The 17,855-nt window shown below is 62.2% G+C and carries 16 protein-coding genes and 1 tRNA gene; 11 read left to right on the top strand and 6 right to left on the bottom strand.

Features of this window, described 5'->3' with window-relative positions:
- Positions 1-15 precede the first annotated feature (15 nt).
- Entirely contained in the window at positions 16-849 is an 834-nt protein-coding gene (locus AABA48_RS14345; RefSeq protein WP_286351016.1) for an AraC family transcriptional regulator, read from the top strand.
- A 114-nt stretch (positions 850-963) separates the two neighbouring features.
- Here AABA48_RS14345 and AABA48_RS14340 read toward each other — a convergent pair.
- Positions 964-1,039, bottom strand: a tRNA-Asn gene (locus AABA48_RS14340).
- A 324-nt stretch (positions 1,040-1,363) separates the two neighbouring features.
- Here AABA48_RS14340 and AABA48_RS14335 point away from each other — a divergent pair.
- Positions 1,364-2,461, top strand: a complete 1,098-nt coding sequence (locus tag AABA48_RS14335) for a hypothetical protein (protein ID WP_286351015.1) — start codon at positions 1,364-1,366, stop codon at positions 2,459-2,461.
- A 125-nt stretch (positions 2,462-2,586) separates the two neighbouring features.
- Here the strand turns inward: AABA48_RS14335 and AABA48_RS14330 are convergent, their stop codons facing one another.
- A complete protein-coding gene (locus AABA48_RS14330) occupies positions 2,587-4,443 on the bottom strand; it encodes a phosphoenolpyruvate carboxykinase (GTP) (protein WP_286351014.1) in 1,857 nt (618 codons plus the stop codon).
- Positions 4,444-4,989: 546 nt separating this feature from the next.
- Here AABA48_RS14330 and AABA48_RS14325 point away from each other — a divergent pair.
- From AABA48_RS14325 to AABA48_RS14285, 9 genes are all read left to right on the top strand, one after another.
- On the top strand, positions 4,990-5,328 hold the full coding sequence (locus AABA48_RS14325; protein ID WP_286351013.1) for a hypothetical protein: 339 nt from the start codon (positions 4,990-4,992) through the stop codon (positions 5,326-5,328).
- An 8-nt stretch (positions 5,329-5,336) separates the two neighbouring features.
- Positions 5,337-5,516, top strand: a complete 180-nt coding sequence (locus tag AABA48_RS14320) for a hypothetical protein (RefSeq protein ID WP_286351012.1) — start codon at positions 5,337-5,339, stop codon at positions 5,514-5,516.
- Between the two features lie 114 nt (positions 5,517-5,630).
- Positions 5,631-5,918 carry an Asp-tRNA(Asn)/Glu-tRNA(Gln) amidotransferase subunit GatC gene (gene gatC / locus AABA48_RS14315; RefSeq protein WP_286351011.1) on the top strand — a complete coding sequence of 96 codons (288 nt, stop codon included), beginning with the start codon at positions 5,631-5,633 and terminating at the stop codon, positions 5,916-5,918.
- Positions 5,919-5,937: 19 nt separating this feature from the next.
- Positions 5,938-6,240 carry a hypothetical protein gene (locus AABA48_RS14310; protein ID WP_338270681.1) on the top strand — a complete coding sequence of 101 codons (303 nt, stop codon included), beginning with the start codon at positions 5,938-5,940 and terminating at the stop codon, positions 6,238-6,240.
- A 45-nt stretch (positions 6,241-6,285) separates the two neighbouring features.
- Positions 6,286-7,746 (top strand): Asp-tRNA(Asn)/Glu-tRNA(Gln) amidotransferase subunit GatA, encoded by a 1,461-nt coding sequence (gene gatA / locus AABA48_RS14305; RefSeq protein WP_286351009.1) that lies wholly within the window; start codon positions 6,286-6,288, stop codon positions 7,744-7,746.
- Positions 7,747-7,825: 79 nt separating this feature from the next.
- Positions 7,826-9,265, top strand: a complete 1,440-nt coding sequence (gene gatB / locus AABA48_RS14300; RefSeq protein WP_286351008.1) for an Asp-tRNA(Asn)/Glu-tRNA(Gln) amidotransferase subunit GatB — start codon at positions 7,826-7,828, stop codon at positions 9,263-9,265.
- A 16-nt stretch (positions 9,266-9,281) separates the two neighbouring features.
- Entirely contained in the window at positions 9,282-10,322 is a 1,041-nt protein-coding gene (gene mtnA, locus AABA48_RS14295; protein ID WP_286351007.1) for an S-methyl-5-thioribose-1-phosphate isomerase, read from the top strand.
- Positions 10,319-13,504, top strand: coding sequence for a bifunctional [glutamate--ammonia ligase]-adenylyl-L-tyrosine phosphorylase/[glutamate--ammonia-ligase] adenylyltransferase (gene glnE, locus AABA48_RS14290; protein ID WP_286351006.1), 3,186 nt, complete (start codon positions 10,319-10,321; stop codon positions 13,502-13,504). Before mtnA ends, glnE begins: the two co-directional genes overlap by 4 nt.
- Before the next feature lie 19 nt (positions 13,505-13,523).
- A complete protein-coding gene (locus AABA48_RS14285) occupies positions 13,524-14,153 on the top strand; it encodes an endonuclease III domain-containing protein (RefSeq protein ID WP_286351005.1) in 630 nt (209 codons plus the stop codon).
- On the opposite strand, the gene AABA48_RS14280 is transcribed toward AABA48_RS14285, so the two are convergent.
- From AABA48_RS14280 to rsmB, 4 genes are read right to left on the bottom strand one after another with little or no spacing between them, the layout of a single operon-like run.
- Positions 14,139-15,065, bottom strand: coding sequence for a diguanylate cyclase (locus tag AABA48_RS14280; RefSeq protein ID WP_286351004.1), 927 nt, complete (start codon positions 15,063-15,065; stop codon positions 14,139-14,141). The genes AABA48_RS14285 and AABA48_RS14280 overlap by 15 nt on opposite strands.
- Positions 15,066-15,118: 53 nt before the next feature.
- Positions 15,119-15,700: a CoA pyrophosphatase gene (locus AABA48_RS14275; RefSeq protein ID WP_286351003.1), complete on the bottom strand. Its 582-nt coding sequence runs from the start codon at positions 15,698-15,700 to the stop codon at positions 15,119-15,121.
- 45 nt (positions 15,701-15,745) lie between these two features.
- Complete coding sequence (gene rpe, locus AABA48_RS14270) at positions 15,746-16,411, bottom strand: ribulose-phosphate 3-epimerase (protein WP_286351002.1); 666 nt, start codon at positions 16,409-16,411, stop codon at positions 15,746-15,748.
- 35 nt (positions 16,412-16,446) lie between these two features.
- Positions 16,447-17,793 (bottom strand): 16S rRNA (cytosine(967)-C(5))-methyltransferase RsmB, encoded by a 1,347-nt coding sequence (gene rsmB, locus AABA48_RS14265; RefSeq protein WP_286351001.1) that lies wholly within the window; start codon positions 17,791-17,793, stop codon positions 16,447-16,449.
- Positions 17,794-17,855: the final 62 nt, after the last annotated feature.

The following is a 17,855-nucleotide window of genomic DNA, read 5'->3' as shown; positions in this document are numbered from 1 at the left end:
CAAGGGAGCAGAGCAATGCCTTCAAGCTCTGTCCGCACGCAGACCCCGCCATTCACCAATGAGCTGCCCGCGCCGATCTTCTTCCGGTCAGCTACCGTGCCGGCCCATGCCTCATATCCCCGGCACCGGCACCCTTGGGGTGAGTTCGTCTACTCCTTCAGCGGCGTCATGGAGGTTAAAATTGCCGGCCACCACTACCTGGCTCCACCCCACTACGGGATCTGGCTGCCTCCGGATGTCGAGCATGTGGGGCTCAATCGCCATGAAGCATGCCACTGCTCCCTCTATGTGGAGCGCGGTTTGTGCAGCACTCTCCCTGCCGCTGTCTGCGCGGTCACCGTCCGGCCGCTCATGCGGTCGATCCTCGATCACCTGCGACAGTATCCGCCGGGGCTGTCGACGACGGACGAAGAGGCCCGCCTCATGCGGGTCCTTGTCGACCAACTGGCGGCAGCGGAGCGTGCCGGCTCCTATCTCCCCACCTCCGACGATCCGGTCCTCGGTCCCATCCTTCGGGCGATGGAAGAGCATCCGGGCGACAACCGACCTCTGTCAGAACTCGTCAGCCTGGCCGGTTCTACGGAGCGTACGGTCATGCGCCGGTGTCAGCGGGAGCTCGGCATGTCGTTTGCGGAATGGAGACAGCGACTGCGAGTCGTAAAGGCAATGTCGCTGCTCGAAGAGGGAATGACGGTTCAGGCGATTGCGGCGTATTTCGGCTACGGGAGCGCGTCGGCCTTCATTGCTATGTTCCGGCGTGTCGTGGGGCTAACGCCGGCGGAATACCGAAAGAGCGGGAGGGGGGAAGCGGTTTTCGGACGGGGCGGCTGTTGCGACAAGGGCAATTGACGTCGAAGCGGCTCGACCGCCTAATGGCATGGGCCTGCAACGCACGCCAGTGGACGGTTGTGGCGATGAAAAGAAAATGGCCGATCATCATGAGACGATCGGCCATGGCTAGTATGGCTCCCCAACCCGGACTCGAACCAGGGACATGGTGGTTAACAGCCACCCGCTCTACCGACTGAGCTATTGGGGAATGTGTAAGCCTCGTGAACTTTTGGTCACGAGTTGTTTTCATCCCTTCTCGTTGAGCTCAAGGATGAAAAGCGAAGGCCTTTGTACCACACGCTCAGCGAGGATGTCAATAAAAATGACGTGCTCACTTGCCGGAGGGGGCAGTGCCGCGGGCGTGGGGATGGGGCGCTCGGGATGCCTGGTCGGGCAAGCGGCAGCAATAACAACACAGGGCTTTGATAATTCCATTCCCAATCAGTCATCAATAATGATATAAGGTACGTAGTTTGTGAGCCACAGAAGTCACCTTCTGTGGCTTTTATTTGCTACGTCGATGGAGCTTTGCGTGAAATTTCTCAATTCGTTCGTCCCGTCCCGCGTTTTCCCTCCCCAGGTGTTTTTTTTAGTTGTTGCCGTTTTTCTTGGACTCGCAGGCTGCACGGATACCGACAAGCCGGTGCCCCAGACGTCTCCCCCGAAGGACGCAGCCGTGAAGACCGAGACTTACAGCAGCGCCGTCCCTCCAGCCCCGGCACCGGCGTTCACCCCGGCAAGCAGTGCCCGGGCTGCGACGCCCGCCGTCAAGTACGCGGCCGGGGAAGATCCCGACTTCGCCCGTCAGTGCGGGTGGCCGGTGAAGTGCCCGCCGACCCTGCCCGGTGCCATTCTTCCAGCGAAAAGGATAGTTGCCTACTATGGCAACCCGCTCTCCAAGCGGATGGGAGCCCTGGGGGCCTATCCGAAGGATGAGATGCTTCAGCGGCTCAAGTCCGAGGTGGCGGCGTGGCAGAAAGCGGACCCGTCGCTGCCGGTGCAGCCGGCACTCCACCTGATCGCCGTCGTGGCGCAGGGGGAGCCGGGCAAGGACGGCAAATACCGGATGGTCATGCCGGATGCGATAGTTAACCAGGTGTACGGTTGGGCCCGGGAAGCCAATGCCATTCTGTTCATCGACATCCAGACCGGCCATGATGACATCCGGACGGTGCTGCCGCGTTTCGAGTGGATTTTGAAGAACCCGGACGTTCACCTGGGAATCGATCCGGAATTCAATCTGATCTCCAGCAAGGCCAAACCCGGCAAGAAGATCGGAACCTATGACGCGGCTGATATCAACTATGCGTCCGGCTATCTCAAAGATCTGGTGACCAAGTACAATCTGCCCCCTAAGGTCCTGACGGTCCATCGGTTCACGCGCAACGGGGTTACCAATTCCAAGAAGATCGTCCTGCGCCCCGAGGTGCAGATCGTGATGCACATGGACGGTTGGGGTGCGCCCTGGCTCAAGCGCGATTCCTATAAAGATTACATTGTTGCCGAGCCGGTCCAGTACACTGGCTTCAAGCTGTTCTATCACAACGACACCAAGAAGGGGCATCCCCTGCTCACCCCCCGGGAGGTGCTCAGGCTGCACCCGAAACCGATCTACATTCAGTACCAGTAACACGCCCCTTTGGTGGGCAGGGCAGCCGTCGTTGCTGATCGCCTGTGAGGCTGAAAGACGAAAAAGGAGGAGCCGGGATTATCCGGCTCCTCCTTTTTCGTGTGCCCGAAAGCGGAGTGGTGCCGCTACTCGTTCCACCCTTCCGGATGAACGTCGCCGATCTGCTCCCAGTGCTCGGGCGAGCGCCAGAGGCTGGAGAGGATCAGTTCGCGCATGTGGAGGAACTCCTTGGGGAGCCGGTCAAAGAGCTTGACGAACAGCTCTTCGTGGGAGATGAGCTCGTTCTGCCAGACGTCGCGGTCCACCGAGGTCAGCTCGTTGAACTTTTCGCGCGGCATGTCCAGACCGTCCCAGTCCATATCCTCGTAGCGGGGCATCCAGCCGAGAGGTGATTCAACGGCGCCGGCTTTGCCCTGTACCCGCTCCACGATCCACTTGAGGACCCGCATGTTGTCCCCGTAGCCGGGCCAGATGAACTTGCCGTTGGCGTCCTTGCGGAACCAGTTGACGCTGAAGATCCGCGGCGGACGCGGGATGGAACGGCCGAATTGCAGCCAGTGGCCGAAGTAATCAGCCATATGGTAGCCGCAGAACGGCAGCATGGCAAAAGGATCGCGGCGGACGTTGCCCACGGCGCCCACGGCAGCGGCGGTGGTTTCGGAGCCGAGCGTCGCGGCCAGGTAGACGCCGTTGCTCCAGTTGAATGCCTGATAGACCAGCGGCACGGTGTCTTTGCGGCGCCCGCCGAAGATGAAGGCGCTCATGGGCACCCCTTTGGGGTTCTCCCAATCCGGGTCGATGGAGGGGCACTGGCTGGCCGGGGAGGTGAAGCGGGCATTGGGATGGGCTGCCGGACGACCGCAGTCGGGGGTCCAGGGGTTCCCCTGCCAGTCGGTGAGTTGGGCGGGGAGCTCGTCGGTCATCCCCTCCCACCAGACATCGCCATCGGGGGTAAGGGCCACGTTGGTGAAGATGGTGTTGGCGGCGCAAGAGGCCATGGCGTTGGGGTTAGTCTTGACGTTGGTGCCGGGGGCTACCCCGAAGTAGCCGTATTCGGGGTTGATGGCGTACACCTGGCCGTCGGGTCCCGGCTTGATCCAGGCGATGTCGTCGCCGATGGTGGTTACTTTCCACCCTTTATCCTGCAGCGGTTTGGGCGGGATCAGCATGGCGAAGTTGGTTTTGCCGCAGGCGCTGGGGAAGGCCGCGCCGACGTAAGTTTTATCACCGGTGGGGGACTCGACGCCGAGAATCAGCATGTGCTCGGCCAGCCATCCCTCGTCCTTGCCCTGCTTGGAGGCAATCCGGAGGGCCAGGCACTTTTTGCCGAGAAGGGCGTTGCCGCCGTAGCCGCTACCGAAGGACCAGATGGAGCGCTCCTCCGGGAAGTGAACGATGTACTTTTCCTTGTTGCAGGGCCAGGTGCTGTCCTTCTGGCCCTGCTCCAGGGGGGCTCCCACCGAGTGGAGGCACGGCACGAATTCGCCTTGTTCGCCGAGGATATCAAGGACCTTTTTCCCCATTCTGGTCATGATCCGCATGTTGACTACGACGTAGGGGGAGTCGGTGATCTCAACGCCGATCTTGGCAATGGGGGAGCCGAGGGGACCCATGCTGAAGGGGATGACATACATGGTCCGTCCCTTCATGCACCCTTTAAAGAGGCCCAGAAGCTTCTCTTTCATCTCCTTGGGGTTCATCCAGTTGTTCGTGGGGCCCGCATCCTGCTTGGAGAGGCTGCAGATAAACGTACGGTCCTCGACCCGCGCCACGTCGATGGGATCAGACCACGCCAGGTAGCTATTGGGGCGCTTTTCCGGATTAAGCTTCCTGAAGGTGCCGTTTTGCACCAGCAGCCCGCAGAGTTCGTCGTACTCCTCCTGGGAGCCGTCGCACCAGTGGATGCGGTCCGGCTCGCAGAGGATCGCCACCTCTTCGACCCACTTCAGAAGCTTTTCGTTGTTCGGAAGTTCATAACTCATTCCTCTTCCCTCCCCTGTCTAAATGTGTACTTAAGTCCCACGAACACCTTTGTTCGTTATTCGTGAGTGAACCGACGAGAACGGCGTTATCACCTGCCCTGAAGCCGTGGGCGGGCACAAATTTTAATGTCAGCGAAAAAAGCATACGTTATTATCGGCAGAATAAAATAACAGTTTGGAGCGAAAATGTAACCCCTTAATATCCATAATTATCATTTTTATCCCCGTTGCCGGCCAGGGAAATCTCGCAAAATCCCTATGCAATGGGTGCTACGGGCTAACTGTCATTGCGGGGGAAAGGAGGGTTCGCCGGCGAGTACGGGTTGCAGTGGTGTTTTTTGTGTCTACGGTGAGGTGCTGCTGTTGCGCGTGTGTGTTTGACGGCGGAGCGGGACAGCTTCCCCGGCGCATTCAGCCGTTTCCGACAGGCAGGAGCACCGTGCTTGCTTCTTGCCCCGGACGAGGGGTACATGGCATTTTTGTCGAGCAAACAGTCGCCATTCAAGTATGCACCTCAGACCAGTTCGTGAAAGCCTGTCGTCGGCCATGAAGCATCACGCTGCCGCACTGTTCCTGGTGTTCGTGCAGTTGCCTGCTGGAGCTGTTCCGCGAGTTGGTTGGGCGGGGGGCAGGGGTACGGATCGTCACCAATTTCCAGGCCGCAACCGACAACCTTCAGGAGTTCAGCGGGAAAAACTTCTGTGGTCAGGGGTCGGCATCCGGGAAATCCGCCCCGACCCGGCCGTGCTGAAGGAACCGGTCGGCCGTTACCCGAAGCTGAAGAAAAAGCCCCCCACCTTTGCTCTCCACGCCAAGACCCTGGTAATCGACGGCGAAACCCCCTGCGTCGGCACCTTAATCTGGATCCGCGTTCCGCCAACCTGAACACCGAGGTGGGGGTCCTGGTCACCAATCCGACTCTGGCCCGGCAGGTGGAAGAGCGGACCGAGCGGGACATGCTGCCGGAAAACAGCTGGAACCCGGTCACGGACAACCCCGACCGGTACGCTTCGGCGGCCAAGCGTAACAAACTGCGCTGCTGGAAGTCCCTGTCGTTGGATCCGATCCTGTAAGCCGGTGCAGGCGCGCGGGGCATGCGAAGGAGCCCCGCGTGCCTTGTCATTTTCCCCCAATCGTGCTACAAAATACCGCTCACCCCCATGTATTTCTCCAAGGGAGACCACCCGATGAAGATCACGCGAACCGATGTCGAGCATGTGGCAACGCTTGCCCGTCTCGAGCTTGCCGAGGACGAGAAGGACAGATTCACCGGTCAGCTCGACGCCATTCTCGCCTACGTGGAAAAGCTCAATGAGCTGAACACCGACGGCATTATCCCCACATCCCATGCCGTTCCGGTCGAAAACGCCTTTCGGGAGGACGAGGTTCGTTTTTCCATCGGTGTTGAAAATGCGCTGGCCAACGCGCCTGACAGAGTGGAGGGTTTCTTCCGTGTGCCCCGAGTCATCGAATAAGAATCCCACGAGTGAAGAGTTGGAGGCCGCCATCGAAGAGGTGCGGCGCCGTTTTGCCGAGCTTCCCGAGGGAACCTGCAAGAAGCGGATTTTCTACAATCGCCTGAAGAACCTGGGCCGCTTCGATGCCGAACCGGTCGACTACCAGAATCCGGAGGAGGTCGTGCTGCCGCGCGAGGTCGAGGTGGGCTTTGCCGTCTGCCACCCCGAGTGCGGCAACCAGGCGTTCCTGGTGGTCGAGGGGGGCCCTCAGTCCTGCGACTGTTGCGGCGCCACCATGTACCCCATTGAGGTGGCCCCCTACCGGCTGAAGAAGAAATGACCCGGCCCGGCCACTGCCGGGCTCACTGACTGGAGACAGAGCGACATGGAGCTGTTTGAACTGACCCTTCACGAACTGCATGACAAACTGGCGAAACGGGAGGTTTCATCCGTGGAGGCGACCCGGGCGCTGCTCGCCCGCATCGAGGCCACCGACTCCCGGGTGAATGCCTATATTACCGTTACTCCCGAAGAGGCCCTTGCGGCTGCCGAAGCGGCGGACCGGCGCATTGCCGCCGGTGCCATAGCCCCCCTCACCGGCATTCCGGTTGCTCTCAAGGACATCTTCGTCACCCGCGGGATTCGTACCACCTGCGGCTCGAAGATCCTCGGGAATTTCATCCCCCCCTATGACGGTACGGTGGTGGCGAAGCTTCGGGAGGCGGGGGCGGTCATCGTGGGCAAGCTCAACCAGGACGAGTTCGCCATGGGCTCCTCCGGCGAATCCAGCGCCTTTGGCGCCACCAAAAACCCGTGGGACTTGGCGTGCATCCCCGGCGGTTCGTCCAGCGGTTCGGCCGCGGCCATCGCGGCACGCTCGGCAACGGCCACGCTCGGCACCGACACCGGCGGCTCCATCCGGCAGCCCGCCTCCCACTGCGGCTGCGTGGGGCTGCGCCCCACCTACGGCCGGGTCTCCCGCTACGGGGTCATCGCCTATGCCTCGTCCCTGGACCAGGTGGGTCCCGTGACCCGCGATGTGACCGACTGCGCCCTCATGCTGGGAGCCGTGGCCGGTCACGACCCCCTCGACTCCACCAGCATCGATCTGCCGGTGCCCGATTACGCCGCAGCCCTCACCGGCCGGGTGAAGGGGCTCAGGCTGGGCCTGCCGAAGGAGTACTACCGCGAGGGGCTCGACCCGGACGTGAAGCGGGCACTTGATGCCGCCATCGAAACCTACCGGGGGCTCGGCGCCGAGTTCGTGGAGGTTTCGCTCCCTCACACCGACTATGCCGTGGCCACCTATTACCTCATCGCTACCGCCGAGGCCAGCTCCAACCTGGCCCGCTACGACGGGGTCCGCTTCGGGCACCGGGCGGACGGGGCCGCGAACCTGATCGACATGTTCCGCCGCAGCCGCGCCGAGGGGTTCGGCGCCGAGGTGAAGCGTCGGATCATGATCGGCACCTACGCCCTTTCCTCGGGGTATTACGACGCCTACTACCTGAAGGCCCAGAAGGTCCGCACCCTGATCATGCAGGACTTCATGAAGGTCTTCGAGCAGGTGGACGCCCTGCTCACGCCGGTGGCGCCGACCCCGGCCTTCAAGATCGGCGAGAAGGTGGATGATCCGCTCCAGATGTACCTGTCGGATATATTCACCATCCCCGTGAACCTTGCCGGCACCTGCGCCATCTCCGTCCCGGCCGGCATGAGCGCCGCCGGTCTTCCCATCGGCCTGCAGCTCATCGGCCGTCCCTTCGGGGAGGAAACCATCCTGCGAGCCGCCCACGCCTTCGAGCAGGCAACGGAATGGCATAGGAAAAATGCGCCTCTGTCGTAGGGGTGAATCCTGTATTCGCCCTGAGTGATCGGGCGGTCACAAGGATCGCCCCTACATTGTCCAATCCCCGGAGATTTCGATGAACTACCAGGCCGTCATCGGTTTAGAAGTCCACGTCCAGCTGAAGACCGACACCAAGATCTTCTGCGGATGCTCCACGAAGTTCGGCGCCGCCCCCAACTCCCAGACCTGCCCGGTCTGCCTCGGCATGCCGGGGGTGCTGCCGGTGCTCAACAAGAAAGTGGTGGAGTTCGCCATAAGGGCCGGCCTCGCCACCAACTGCCGGATCGCGTCCCGCTCAGTCTTTGCCCGGAAGAACTATTTCTACCCGGACCTGCCCAAGGGCTACCAGATCAGCCAGTACGAACTTCCCATCTGCCAGAACGGACATCTGGACATCGAGGTGGACGGCCAGGTCAAGCGGATCGGCATCACCCGCATCCACATGGAGGAGGATGCCGGCAAGCTGGTGCACGCCGACGTTCCCGGCCTGGGGAGCGGGTCCGGCGTGGACCTGAACCGTGCCTGCACGCCTCTGCTGGAAATCGTCTCGGAACCGGACATCCGCAGTGCCGACGAGGCGGTGGCTTATCTCAGGAAGCTCCACCAGATCGTGGTCTACCTGGGTATCTGCGACGGCAACATGGAGGAGGGGAGCTTCCGCTGCGATGCCAACGTGTCGGTCATGCCCGTGGGCTCCACGACCTTCGGCACCCGTACCGAGACCAAGAACGTCAACTCGTTCCGTTTCGTGAAGCAGGCCATCGAGCACGAGATCGAGCGGCAGATCGAGCTGATCGAGGAGGGAGGGAAGGTGGTGCAGGAGACCCGTCTCTTCGATCCGAATACCGGTGAAACACGCTCCATGCGCGGCAAGGAGGAGGCCCACGACTACCGCTACTTCCCCGACCCCGATCTGGTGCCGCTGGTCATCTCCAACGACTGGGTCGAGGATACGCGCCTCTCCCTCCCGGAACTCCCCGATGCGCGGCGGAGCCGCTACCGTTCCGAGCTGGGGCTTTCCGACTATGACGCCGAGGTCCTCACCGCCACCCGGGAGATGGCCGAGTACTTCGAGGCCTGCCTTGCCGCGGGCGCCCCGGCCAAGGGGGCGGCCAACTGGGTCATGGGCGAGGTGACCCGCGCCCTGAACGAGGCGGGCACGGGCATCGCCGAATGCCCGGTTACGCCGGTCCGTCTCACGGCCCTGCTGCAACTGATCGAAAAGGGCACCATCTCCGGCAAGATCGCCAAGACCGTCTTCGACGAGATGTGGCAGAGCGACAAGACCCCTGAGGCCATCGTGGAGGAGAAGGGGCTCGTCCAGGTCTCCGACACCGGCGAAATCGAGAAGATCATCGACGAGATCATGGCCGCCAACATGGGCCAGGTGGAGGAGTTCCGGGGCGGCAAGGAGAAGGTCTTCGGCTTCTTCGTGGGTCAGGTGATGCGGGCCTCCAAAGGCAAGGCCAACCCGGCGGTGGTGAACGAGCTGCTGATGAAAAAGTTGAAAGGCTAAACACGACGAGGTTCCCATGTCCTTCAGAACCATAGAGTGGCGCGACGACAAGGTAATCATGATCGACCAGACCCGCCTGCCCGGCGAGGAGGTCTACTGCGAGTACGCCGACTACAAGAGCGTGGCAGAGGCGATCCGGGGGATGGTCATCCGGGGGGCTCCGGCCATCGGGGTGGCGGCGGCCATGGGGGTGGCACTGGGTGCCCGGGAGATCATAGCCGATACCTATGAATCGTTTTTCCGGCAGATGGAGAATGTCTGCGATGTCATGGCCCGCACCCGCCCCACGGCGGTGAACCTCTTCTGGGCCATCGAGCGGATGAAGCGGGTGGCCGATGAGAACCGGGACAAGCCCCTGGACCAATTGCGCGAAATCCTCAAGGCCGAGGCGATCCGGATCGAAGAGGAAGACCTGGAGCTCTGCAAGGCCATCGGCCGGCACGGGGCGGCGTTGATTCCCGAGGGGGCCACGGTCCTGACCCACTGCAACGCCGGAGGTCTCGCCACGGCCGGTTACGGTACGGCCCTGGGGGTCATCCGCGCGGCCCAGGAAGCGGGGAAAAATATCCAGGTGTTCGCCGACGAGACCCGTCCGTGGCTCCAGGGTGCGCGGCTCACCGCCTGGGAGCTCATGAAGGACGGCATCCCGGTGACTCTCATTTCTGACAACATGGCCGGCTTTTTCATGAAACGGGGCGAGATCGCCTGCTGCGTCGTGGGGGCCGACCGGATCGCAGCCAACGGCGACACGGCAAACAAGATCGGTACTTACAGTGTGGCGGTCCTGGCCAGGGAAAACAACATCCCCTTTTACGTGGCGGCACCCACCACCACCCTTGATCTCTCGCTGGAGAACGGCGACCAGATCCCCATCGAGGAACGCCACTCCCGCGAGGTGACCCATCTGCACGGGTTCCCGGTGGCGCCCGACGGGATCCGGGTTCGTAACCCGGCGTTCGACGTGACGCCCGCCCGCTACATATCCGCCATCATCACCGAGCAGGGAGTAGTGAGCGGTGACTACGTCACCGGCCTTCGTGGCCTCGTGGCGCCATGAGCCGCGGCAGCGAGTTCATCCGGCGGATCGAGGAGGCCCTGGCCGCGGCTACGGACAGCGGCAGCGACCAACCCCTCACGGAACTCCTTGAAAAAGAAGGGTTCGTCTATCCGGCCCGCTCGGCAGCCAACCTGCAGTTGCTCCAGGGAACGCTATCCGATCGGATGGTGGCGGAACTGGCGTACGCCTCCCTTGCCACCCCCCTGCCCGACATGGCCCTGAACGGTCTCGAGCGGGTCGGTGGTGTAGCGGACCGGCAGGAACTCATCGATGTTTGCGGCCGCAAGGAGCGCCGTGCGCAGCTGCTCATGCTGTGCGGTTCTTCCCCGTTTCTCGTCAATGTCCTCTGCCGCGATCCCGCGTTCTTCCACCAGTTGTTCGTCACCAGAGCCATCGATGTCAGGCGCAGTGAACAGGAGATGCTGGCAACGCTCCGTTCCCAGGCCAAGGGGGTCGACTATGCCGACATCTTTCCGGTCCTGCGGCGATTCAAGTTTCAGGAGATCCTCCGCATCGCCGCCCGCGACCTGAACGGCCTCGCCCCTCTGGAGGAGGTGACGGCCGAGCTTTCCGCCCTGGCGGCGGCGACTCTTCAGGTGGCTTGTGACGCCGCGCGGCGCAAGCTCGTGGAGGATCACGGCCGCCCCATGATGGTGACCGCCGAAGGCTCCCGGGAGGCTGAGTTCACCGTGATGGGGATGGGCAAGTTCGGCGGCCGTGAGCTCAATTTTTCCTCGGATATCGACCTGATCTACTTTTACTCTTCGGATCAGGGCGAAACGGAAGGGATCAACGACGGCCGTGGGGGCGAGCGGGGCAGGATATCTCTCCACGCCTTCTTCGTGAAGATGGGCGAGATGGTCACCAAGGCAATCTCTCAGGTGACGGCCGACGGGTTCGTGTTCCGGGTGGACATGGGGCTGCGCCCCGAGGGGAAGAGCGGCGACTTGGCCTGCTCCCTCCGCTCGGCCGCCACATACTACGAGTACTGGGGGCAATCCTGGGAGCGGGCGGCCATGCTCAAGGCGCGACCCGTGGCGGGCTCCATCGAGCTGGGGAACCAGGTGCTCCGGGCCATTGAACCGTTCGTCTACCGCAAGTACCTCGATTACAACCTGATCGAGGACATGATGGCCATGAAGAAGAAGATCGACGCTTCCATCGCCCGGCAGCAGGAGAGCGAGTGCAACATCAAGCTGGGTCGCGGCGGAATCCGCGAGATCGAGTTCTTCATCCAGGCCCTTCAGCTTGTCTACGCCGGCAAGAATCCCCATTTGCGCGAGCGCAATTCCCTCAAGGCCCTGGCATCGCTAAGGGACGCCAGGCTCATCGGCGAGGATGATGCCCAGGCGCTTAGCGAGGCCTACCGATTTCTCCGGACCGTGGAACACCGCATTCAGGTGGTTCAGGAACGGCAGACCCATTCCCTGCCGAAAAAGGACGACGAAATGCTCGCCCTTGCCCGGCGTTGCGGCTTTCTCCGCAAAAACGGCCCGGAAAAGTTCAGGGAGGCCCTTGAGCATCACCGGAACCGGGTGTCGACCGTTTATGGTGGCCTGTTCCTTTCCCGCGACGAGCGCCTGCGGGAAGAGGTCCGGCCCGAAACCTACAGTTTTTTCGACCGTGCCGCCGATCCCGATCTGGTCAAGGATATGCTGGCGGAGCGGGGCTTCAGGAACGTCGATACTGCCTACGAAAACCTGTTGCTCCTGCGCGACGGCCCGCCGCGGGCCCATCTGACCGAACGGGGCCGGCGGCTGCTGGAGAAAATTTCCCCGCTCCTCCTCCAAGAAATCTTCGGCTCGCCCGACCCGGACCTGACCCTCAACAACCTGGAGCGCTTCCTGGGAGCGGTGGGCTCCCGCTCGTCCGTCTATGCCCTTCTGGCCGAAAACAGGGAAACCATCAAGCTCCTGGTTTCCCTGTTCGGGACATCCGAATTCCTGTCCAAGATATTTATCGGCCATCCCGAACTCCTGGACAGCCTCGTGTCCCGGGCCGGCGCCACCTACATGAAGAGCCGCAGCGTCATGGAGGCCGAATTGCAGGGGATGCTCGATGCGGCGGACGATTACGAGGAGCGCCTCGACATCCTCCGTCGCTACCGCCACGAGGAGTTCCTCCGGATCGGCATGAACGACATCTACGGCAAGCTGGGGCAGTCGGAGCTGACCTTTCAACTGACCGGGCTCGCCGAAGTCTGCCTCTCCGCGGCCTGTCGCATGGCCAAGAAGGAACTGGCCCGGTTCGGCCGCCCCATGTACCGGGATGCCGACGACGATCTGCGCCAGGCCCACTTCGCCGTGGTTGCCATGGGGAAGATGGGGGGCAACGAGCTCAACTACCACTCGGATCTGGACATCATCTACATCTACGACCAGCAGGGAATGACCGAAGGAGGAGAACGGCAGGTATCAAACCATGAATACTTCGCTAAGCTGGGCCAGAAGATCATCTCCATTCTCACCACCCAGACCAGGGAAGGGTATGTCTACAAGCTCGACACGCGGCTGAGGCCGTCGGGCAATGCGGGTCCCCTGGTCACCTCCATCGGCTCGTTCCGGGAATACCACCGCACCGAGGCCCAGGTCTGGGAGCGACAGGCCCTGACCAAGGCCCGGGTGGTCTTTGCCGATGAGCGGCTGCGGAAAGAGATCAAGGACGTCATCCAGAATACGGTGTACGGGAGCGGAGCCGGCGAAGATGAGCGCAAGGAGATCCACCGGCTGCGAACCCGCATGGAAGTCGAGTTGGCCAAGGAGAAGGCGGGAAGCTTCAATATAAAGACCGGCCGGGGCGGGATCGTCGACATCGAGTTCCTGGTCCAGTACCTCCAGTTGCGCGAGGGGCACGCCCACCCGGAAATCCGCAGCACCAATACGCTCCTGGCTCTCAAGGCCATGCACTTGTTCGGCATCCTCGCCGAGGACGATATCGTCACGCTCCAGGCGGGCTACAAATTCCTCCGCCGCCTGGAGAACCGGCTGCGGCTCATCCACGACTACTCCATCAATGACCTGGGGGGAGACCAGAAATACCTTGACACCCTGGCGCGCCGGTTGGGGTATGACCCGAAGCTTCGGCACCCGGGGAGCGCCCTCATGAAGGAGTACGAAGAGGTAACCGAGGCGGTCCGGCGGGTGTACGAGCGGGTTCTCGGCGACAACGGCGGGTGGGCCTGAGGGGGTGCGTGACCGGCTCATGACGGTCTACGATCAGCTCTTCGCGGCCTACGGACCCCGCCACTGGTGGCCCGCAGACACCCCCTTCGAGGTCTGCGTCGGTGCAATCCTGACCCAGAATACCAACTGGGGTAACGTGGAAAAGGCCATTGTCCGGCTCAAGGCTGCGGGACTCCTCTCGCCGGAGGGGCTGCGCGATGTGCCTGTGGCCGAGCTGGCGGAGACGATCAGACCGGCCGGTTACTACAACGTCAAAAGCGCCCGGCTCAAGGACTTTGTCGGGTTTCTCTTCAGCCGCTTCGGCGGTAGGCTGGAGCGGATGTTTGCGGGAGAGTGGCGTGAACTGCGTCGGGAACTGCTTGGGGTAAGGGGGATCGGCCGGGAGACTGCCGACTCGATCCTGCTCTATGCGGGGGAAAAACCTTCCTTCGTGGTTGATGCCTATACGAAACGCCTGTTTTCCGCCCTGGGGCTCGTGGCCCCGACGACCGACTATGAGACCGTCCGCGCACTCTTCATGGATAACCTTCCCGAAGACACTACGCTGTTCAACGAATATCACGCCCTCATCGTGGAGCATTGCAAGCGGCACTGCACCACCCGCCCCCGTTGCGGCGGGTGCGGGCTCCACCTGTTATGTCGTGCCTGACATGAGCTCCACCCGGTTGCGACCGTTCTGCTTGGCCCGGTAGAGGGCCTCGTCGGCCTGCCTGAAGAGAGAGTCGGTTCCCTCGATGCGGGGTGAGGGATAAGTGGCTACGCCCAGGCTGATGGTGATGACCTGTCCGTGGAGGCTACCGTCGAAGACGTGATCCTGCACCTCCAGCCGCAGCCGCTCGGCAATGGCCTGGGCCTCCTGCAGAGGGGTTTCCGGCAGCAGCAGTACGAACTCTTCGCCCCCGTAGCGGGCGGCAATATCGTAGCTGCGAAGCCGCTGGTGGACGATGTCTGCCAGCGCCACCAGCACCTTGTCCCCCTCCTGATGGCCGTAGGTGTCGTTGATTTTCTTGAAATAGTCGATGTCGAGAATGACCAGGGAAAGGGCGCCCCCCTTGCGGGAGGCCCGCTGGAACTCCTTGTCCACCATTTCCATCAGGTGACGACGGTTATGCAGGTGGGTGAGGGGATCGGTGATGGACAGCTTGCGCAGCAGCTCGTTGGAGCGCTTCAGTTCGTCCTGGAGACCCTTTACCTTCATCTGCACCCGGACCCGGGCAACCAGTTCCCCCGAATCGAAGGGTTTGGTGACGTAATCGGATGCCCCCTGCTCAAGTCCGCGGATTTTAGTGTCCCGGTCTTCCCGGCTGGTCAGCAGGATGATCGGCAGGTCCTGGAGCTCACCCCGGGACCGGGCCATGGAAAGGAAGCGGAACCCGTCCATTCGCGGCATTTCCAGGTCGCAGAGCACCAGGTCAACCTTGTTGTTGAGGAGCGTCTTGAATCCTTCGAGGCCGTCCCGGGCTTCCAGATACGTCTCGAATAGCCGGGCCTCCTTGAGGGTGCGCACTATTTCCTCGCGCAGGACTTCCGAATCGTCGATTACGAGGGCTGTCATCGCCATGGTTTCATGTTTCTCCGCGCGGATGGATAATCCGTGGGAACGTCCCGCCCCGGTCATGGCCGGGGGAATATCGTGTTGAGAAACTGCGAGAGTATGGCGGCCGTGAGTCCCCATATTTCGTCATCCATGTATCGGTAGAAGTGAACGGGGTGCGTCCGTCCGCGCCACGTCCAATCTTCGGTCCTGAAGACCTCGGGCCGCAGCAGGTGCTTCAGCGGCACGACAATGATCCGTTCGATCTCGTCGGGGTTCACCACCAGCGGGCGGTCCCCCCGGATGACCCCAACGCAGGGGGTCACCAAGTAGTCGTGGACGGAATAAAAATCATCCAGTTCGCCGAGGATGTCCACCTCGTCGGGCGGAATGCCTATCTCTTCCCAAGTCTCCCGCAGGGCCGTTTCACAGGGCGAGGCATCATCGGGATGACTCACTCCGCCGGGAAACGAGATTTCTCCCCGATGATGGTTCAGATGTTCCGTCCGCTTGGTGAAAAGAACACGGACTTCGCCGTCCCGCTCGAAGAGGGGGAGCAACACCGCGGCCGGAATCGGTCCCGGCGCCATCGGCACCCTTATCCGCCCGGCAAGGGTCGTACGAACCCGCCCGGCAAGTTCGGTTATTCCCGGTACATCCATTCCCGTCGTTTCCAGAAAGCCAAATAGCGGCCAACGGCCGCCTAGTTACAGTATCGGCTCTTTTGCCCGACGCTTTAGCTCTTTTATGGTTGCTTCATAGTCGGGGCTGCCGAAAACGGCGCTTCCGGCCACGAAAACGTCGGCGCCGGCATGGGCGATGCGGGCGATGTTGTCGATCTTCACCCCGCCGTCCACCTCAAGCTCCGCCTCGCAGCCACGGCGGTCGAGCATGGCCCGCAGTGACTGGATCTTGGGAATGCAGGCCTCGATGAACGATTGGCCTCCGAATCCCGGGTTGACGGTCATGAGCAGCACCAGGTCCAGATCGTCGATGACATAGTCGAGGCAGTTGAGGGGAGTGGCCGGATTGAGGGAAACCCCCGCCTTCTTGCCCAGGGACTTGATGAGCTGGATCGTACGGTGGAGGTGAATGGAAGCCTCCGCGTGGACCACGATGATATCCGAACCTGCTGCGGCGAAGTCGGGGATGTAGCGGTCGGGATGCTCGATCATCAGGTGGACGTCCAGGGGAAGCTCGGTAACCCTGCGCACCGCCTCCACCACCAGGGGGCCGATGGTTATGTTGGGCACGAAGTGCCCGTCCATGACGTCCACGTGGATATAATCAGCCCCGGCCGCCGCCACGGCACGGACTTCATCGCCCAGGCGGGAAAAGTCGGCGGAAAGGATCGATGGGGCAATTTTTTTCATGGGAACCTCCGGGATCTGCTCGAAGCGTTTTCGCATCAGGCCCGACGCAGGCGGGCGGCGAAAAACCCATCCATGCCGTGGCGGTGGGGCCAGCTGCGGAACATCCCCCGGTCGGTGATGCATTCCGACAGGCCGGGGAAAAGATCATTCAAGTCTTCTAACACAAAATCAGGGTGGCGCGAAAGGAAATCCTCGATAATTGACTCATTTTCGTCCGTTGTGGTGGAGCAGGTGGAGTAGAGGAGCGTGCCGCCCGGTTTCAGCAGGGAGGCGGCCCCCGCCAGTATCCGGCACTGGCTTTGCGCCAGCCGTGCCACGTCGTCGGGGGTCTTCCACCATTTCCCTTCGGGGGTGCGGCGCAGCACTCCCAGTGCCGAGCAGGGGGCGTCCACCAGAATCCTGTCGAAGGGAGCGACGGTCTGCTCCGGATTCCGGGCATCTGCCATGGCGGGCCGAATGATGCCGATGCCCAGGCGGCGGGCATTTTCGGCAATCGGAGAGAGCTTTTTCTCCGACACGTCCCAAGCAATGACCTCTCCCTTGTCGGCCATGATCTGGGCAAGGTGGGTCGCTTTGCCGCCGGGGGAAGCGCAGGCATCGAGGACCCGTTCACCGTTCCGGGGGTCCAGGAGGAGTGATGCCAGTTGGGAGGATTCATCCTGAACGATGACGAGGCCATCGCCGAAGCCCGGCAGCGCCGGTACCGCTGTCCGTGAGAGAATGCGGATGCCGTGGGGGGAATGGCGCGTGGGCTCCGCTTCCGTGCCTGCCTCCTGCAGGAGTTCAAGGTAAGCATCGCGGGAGGTCCGCAGGGTGTTGACCCGGAGGGTCAGAGGAGGGGGCGCAGACATGACGTCGGCAAGCGTCTCCGCCTCTTCGAACCCCAGCTGGGCGATCCACCCCTCCACGATCCAGCGGGGATGGGAGTGACGGAGGGCGATGTAGCCGGCCGGGTCCCGTTCCCGGTCAGGCCAGGCGACCGATGACCGTTCCCGGTCGGACCGGCGCAGGACCGCGTTCACGAGGCCGCTGGCCCGTGGTGACTTCTCACGGGCCAGCGTTACCGTTTCGTTGACTGCGGCGGACACCGGAATCCGGTCAAGGAAGAAAATCTGGTAGAGCCCCAGACGGAGCAGGATCAGCACTGATCGCTCCAGCTTGGTGGCCCGAGTGGCGCAGAACAGGTCCACCAGGTAGTCGAGGGTCGCTGTTCGACGCAGCACCCCATAGACGAGCTCGGTCAGGAGCCCCCGGTCTGGTCCCTTCAGGGCGCCACCGGACAATTCCCGGTCGATGAGCGGTTCGGCGAAGGTTCGCTCCCGTTCAATGCGTACGAGGATATCAAAAGCCGAACGGCGCGGGTCGGCAGTGGATTGGTTCACGGATGCTCCCGGAGTCCACGCTGGATTTCGCGACGGTGTGCTGCGAAGCGCGGGTGAGGATT

The sequence above is a fragment of the Geobacter sp. 60473 genome (assembly GCF_036323535.1).
In the GTDB taxonomy this organism is placed as follows: domain Bacteria; phylum Desulfobacterota; class Desulfuromonadia; order Geobacterales; family Geobacteraceae; genus Geobacter; species Geobacter sulfurreducens.
This window is presented reverse-complemented; position numbering and strand designations above follow the sequence as displayed.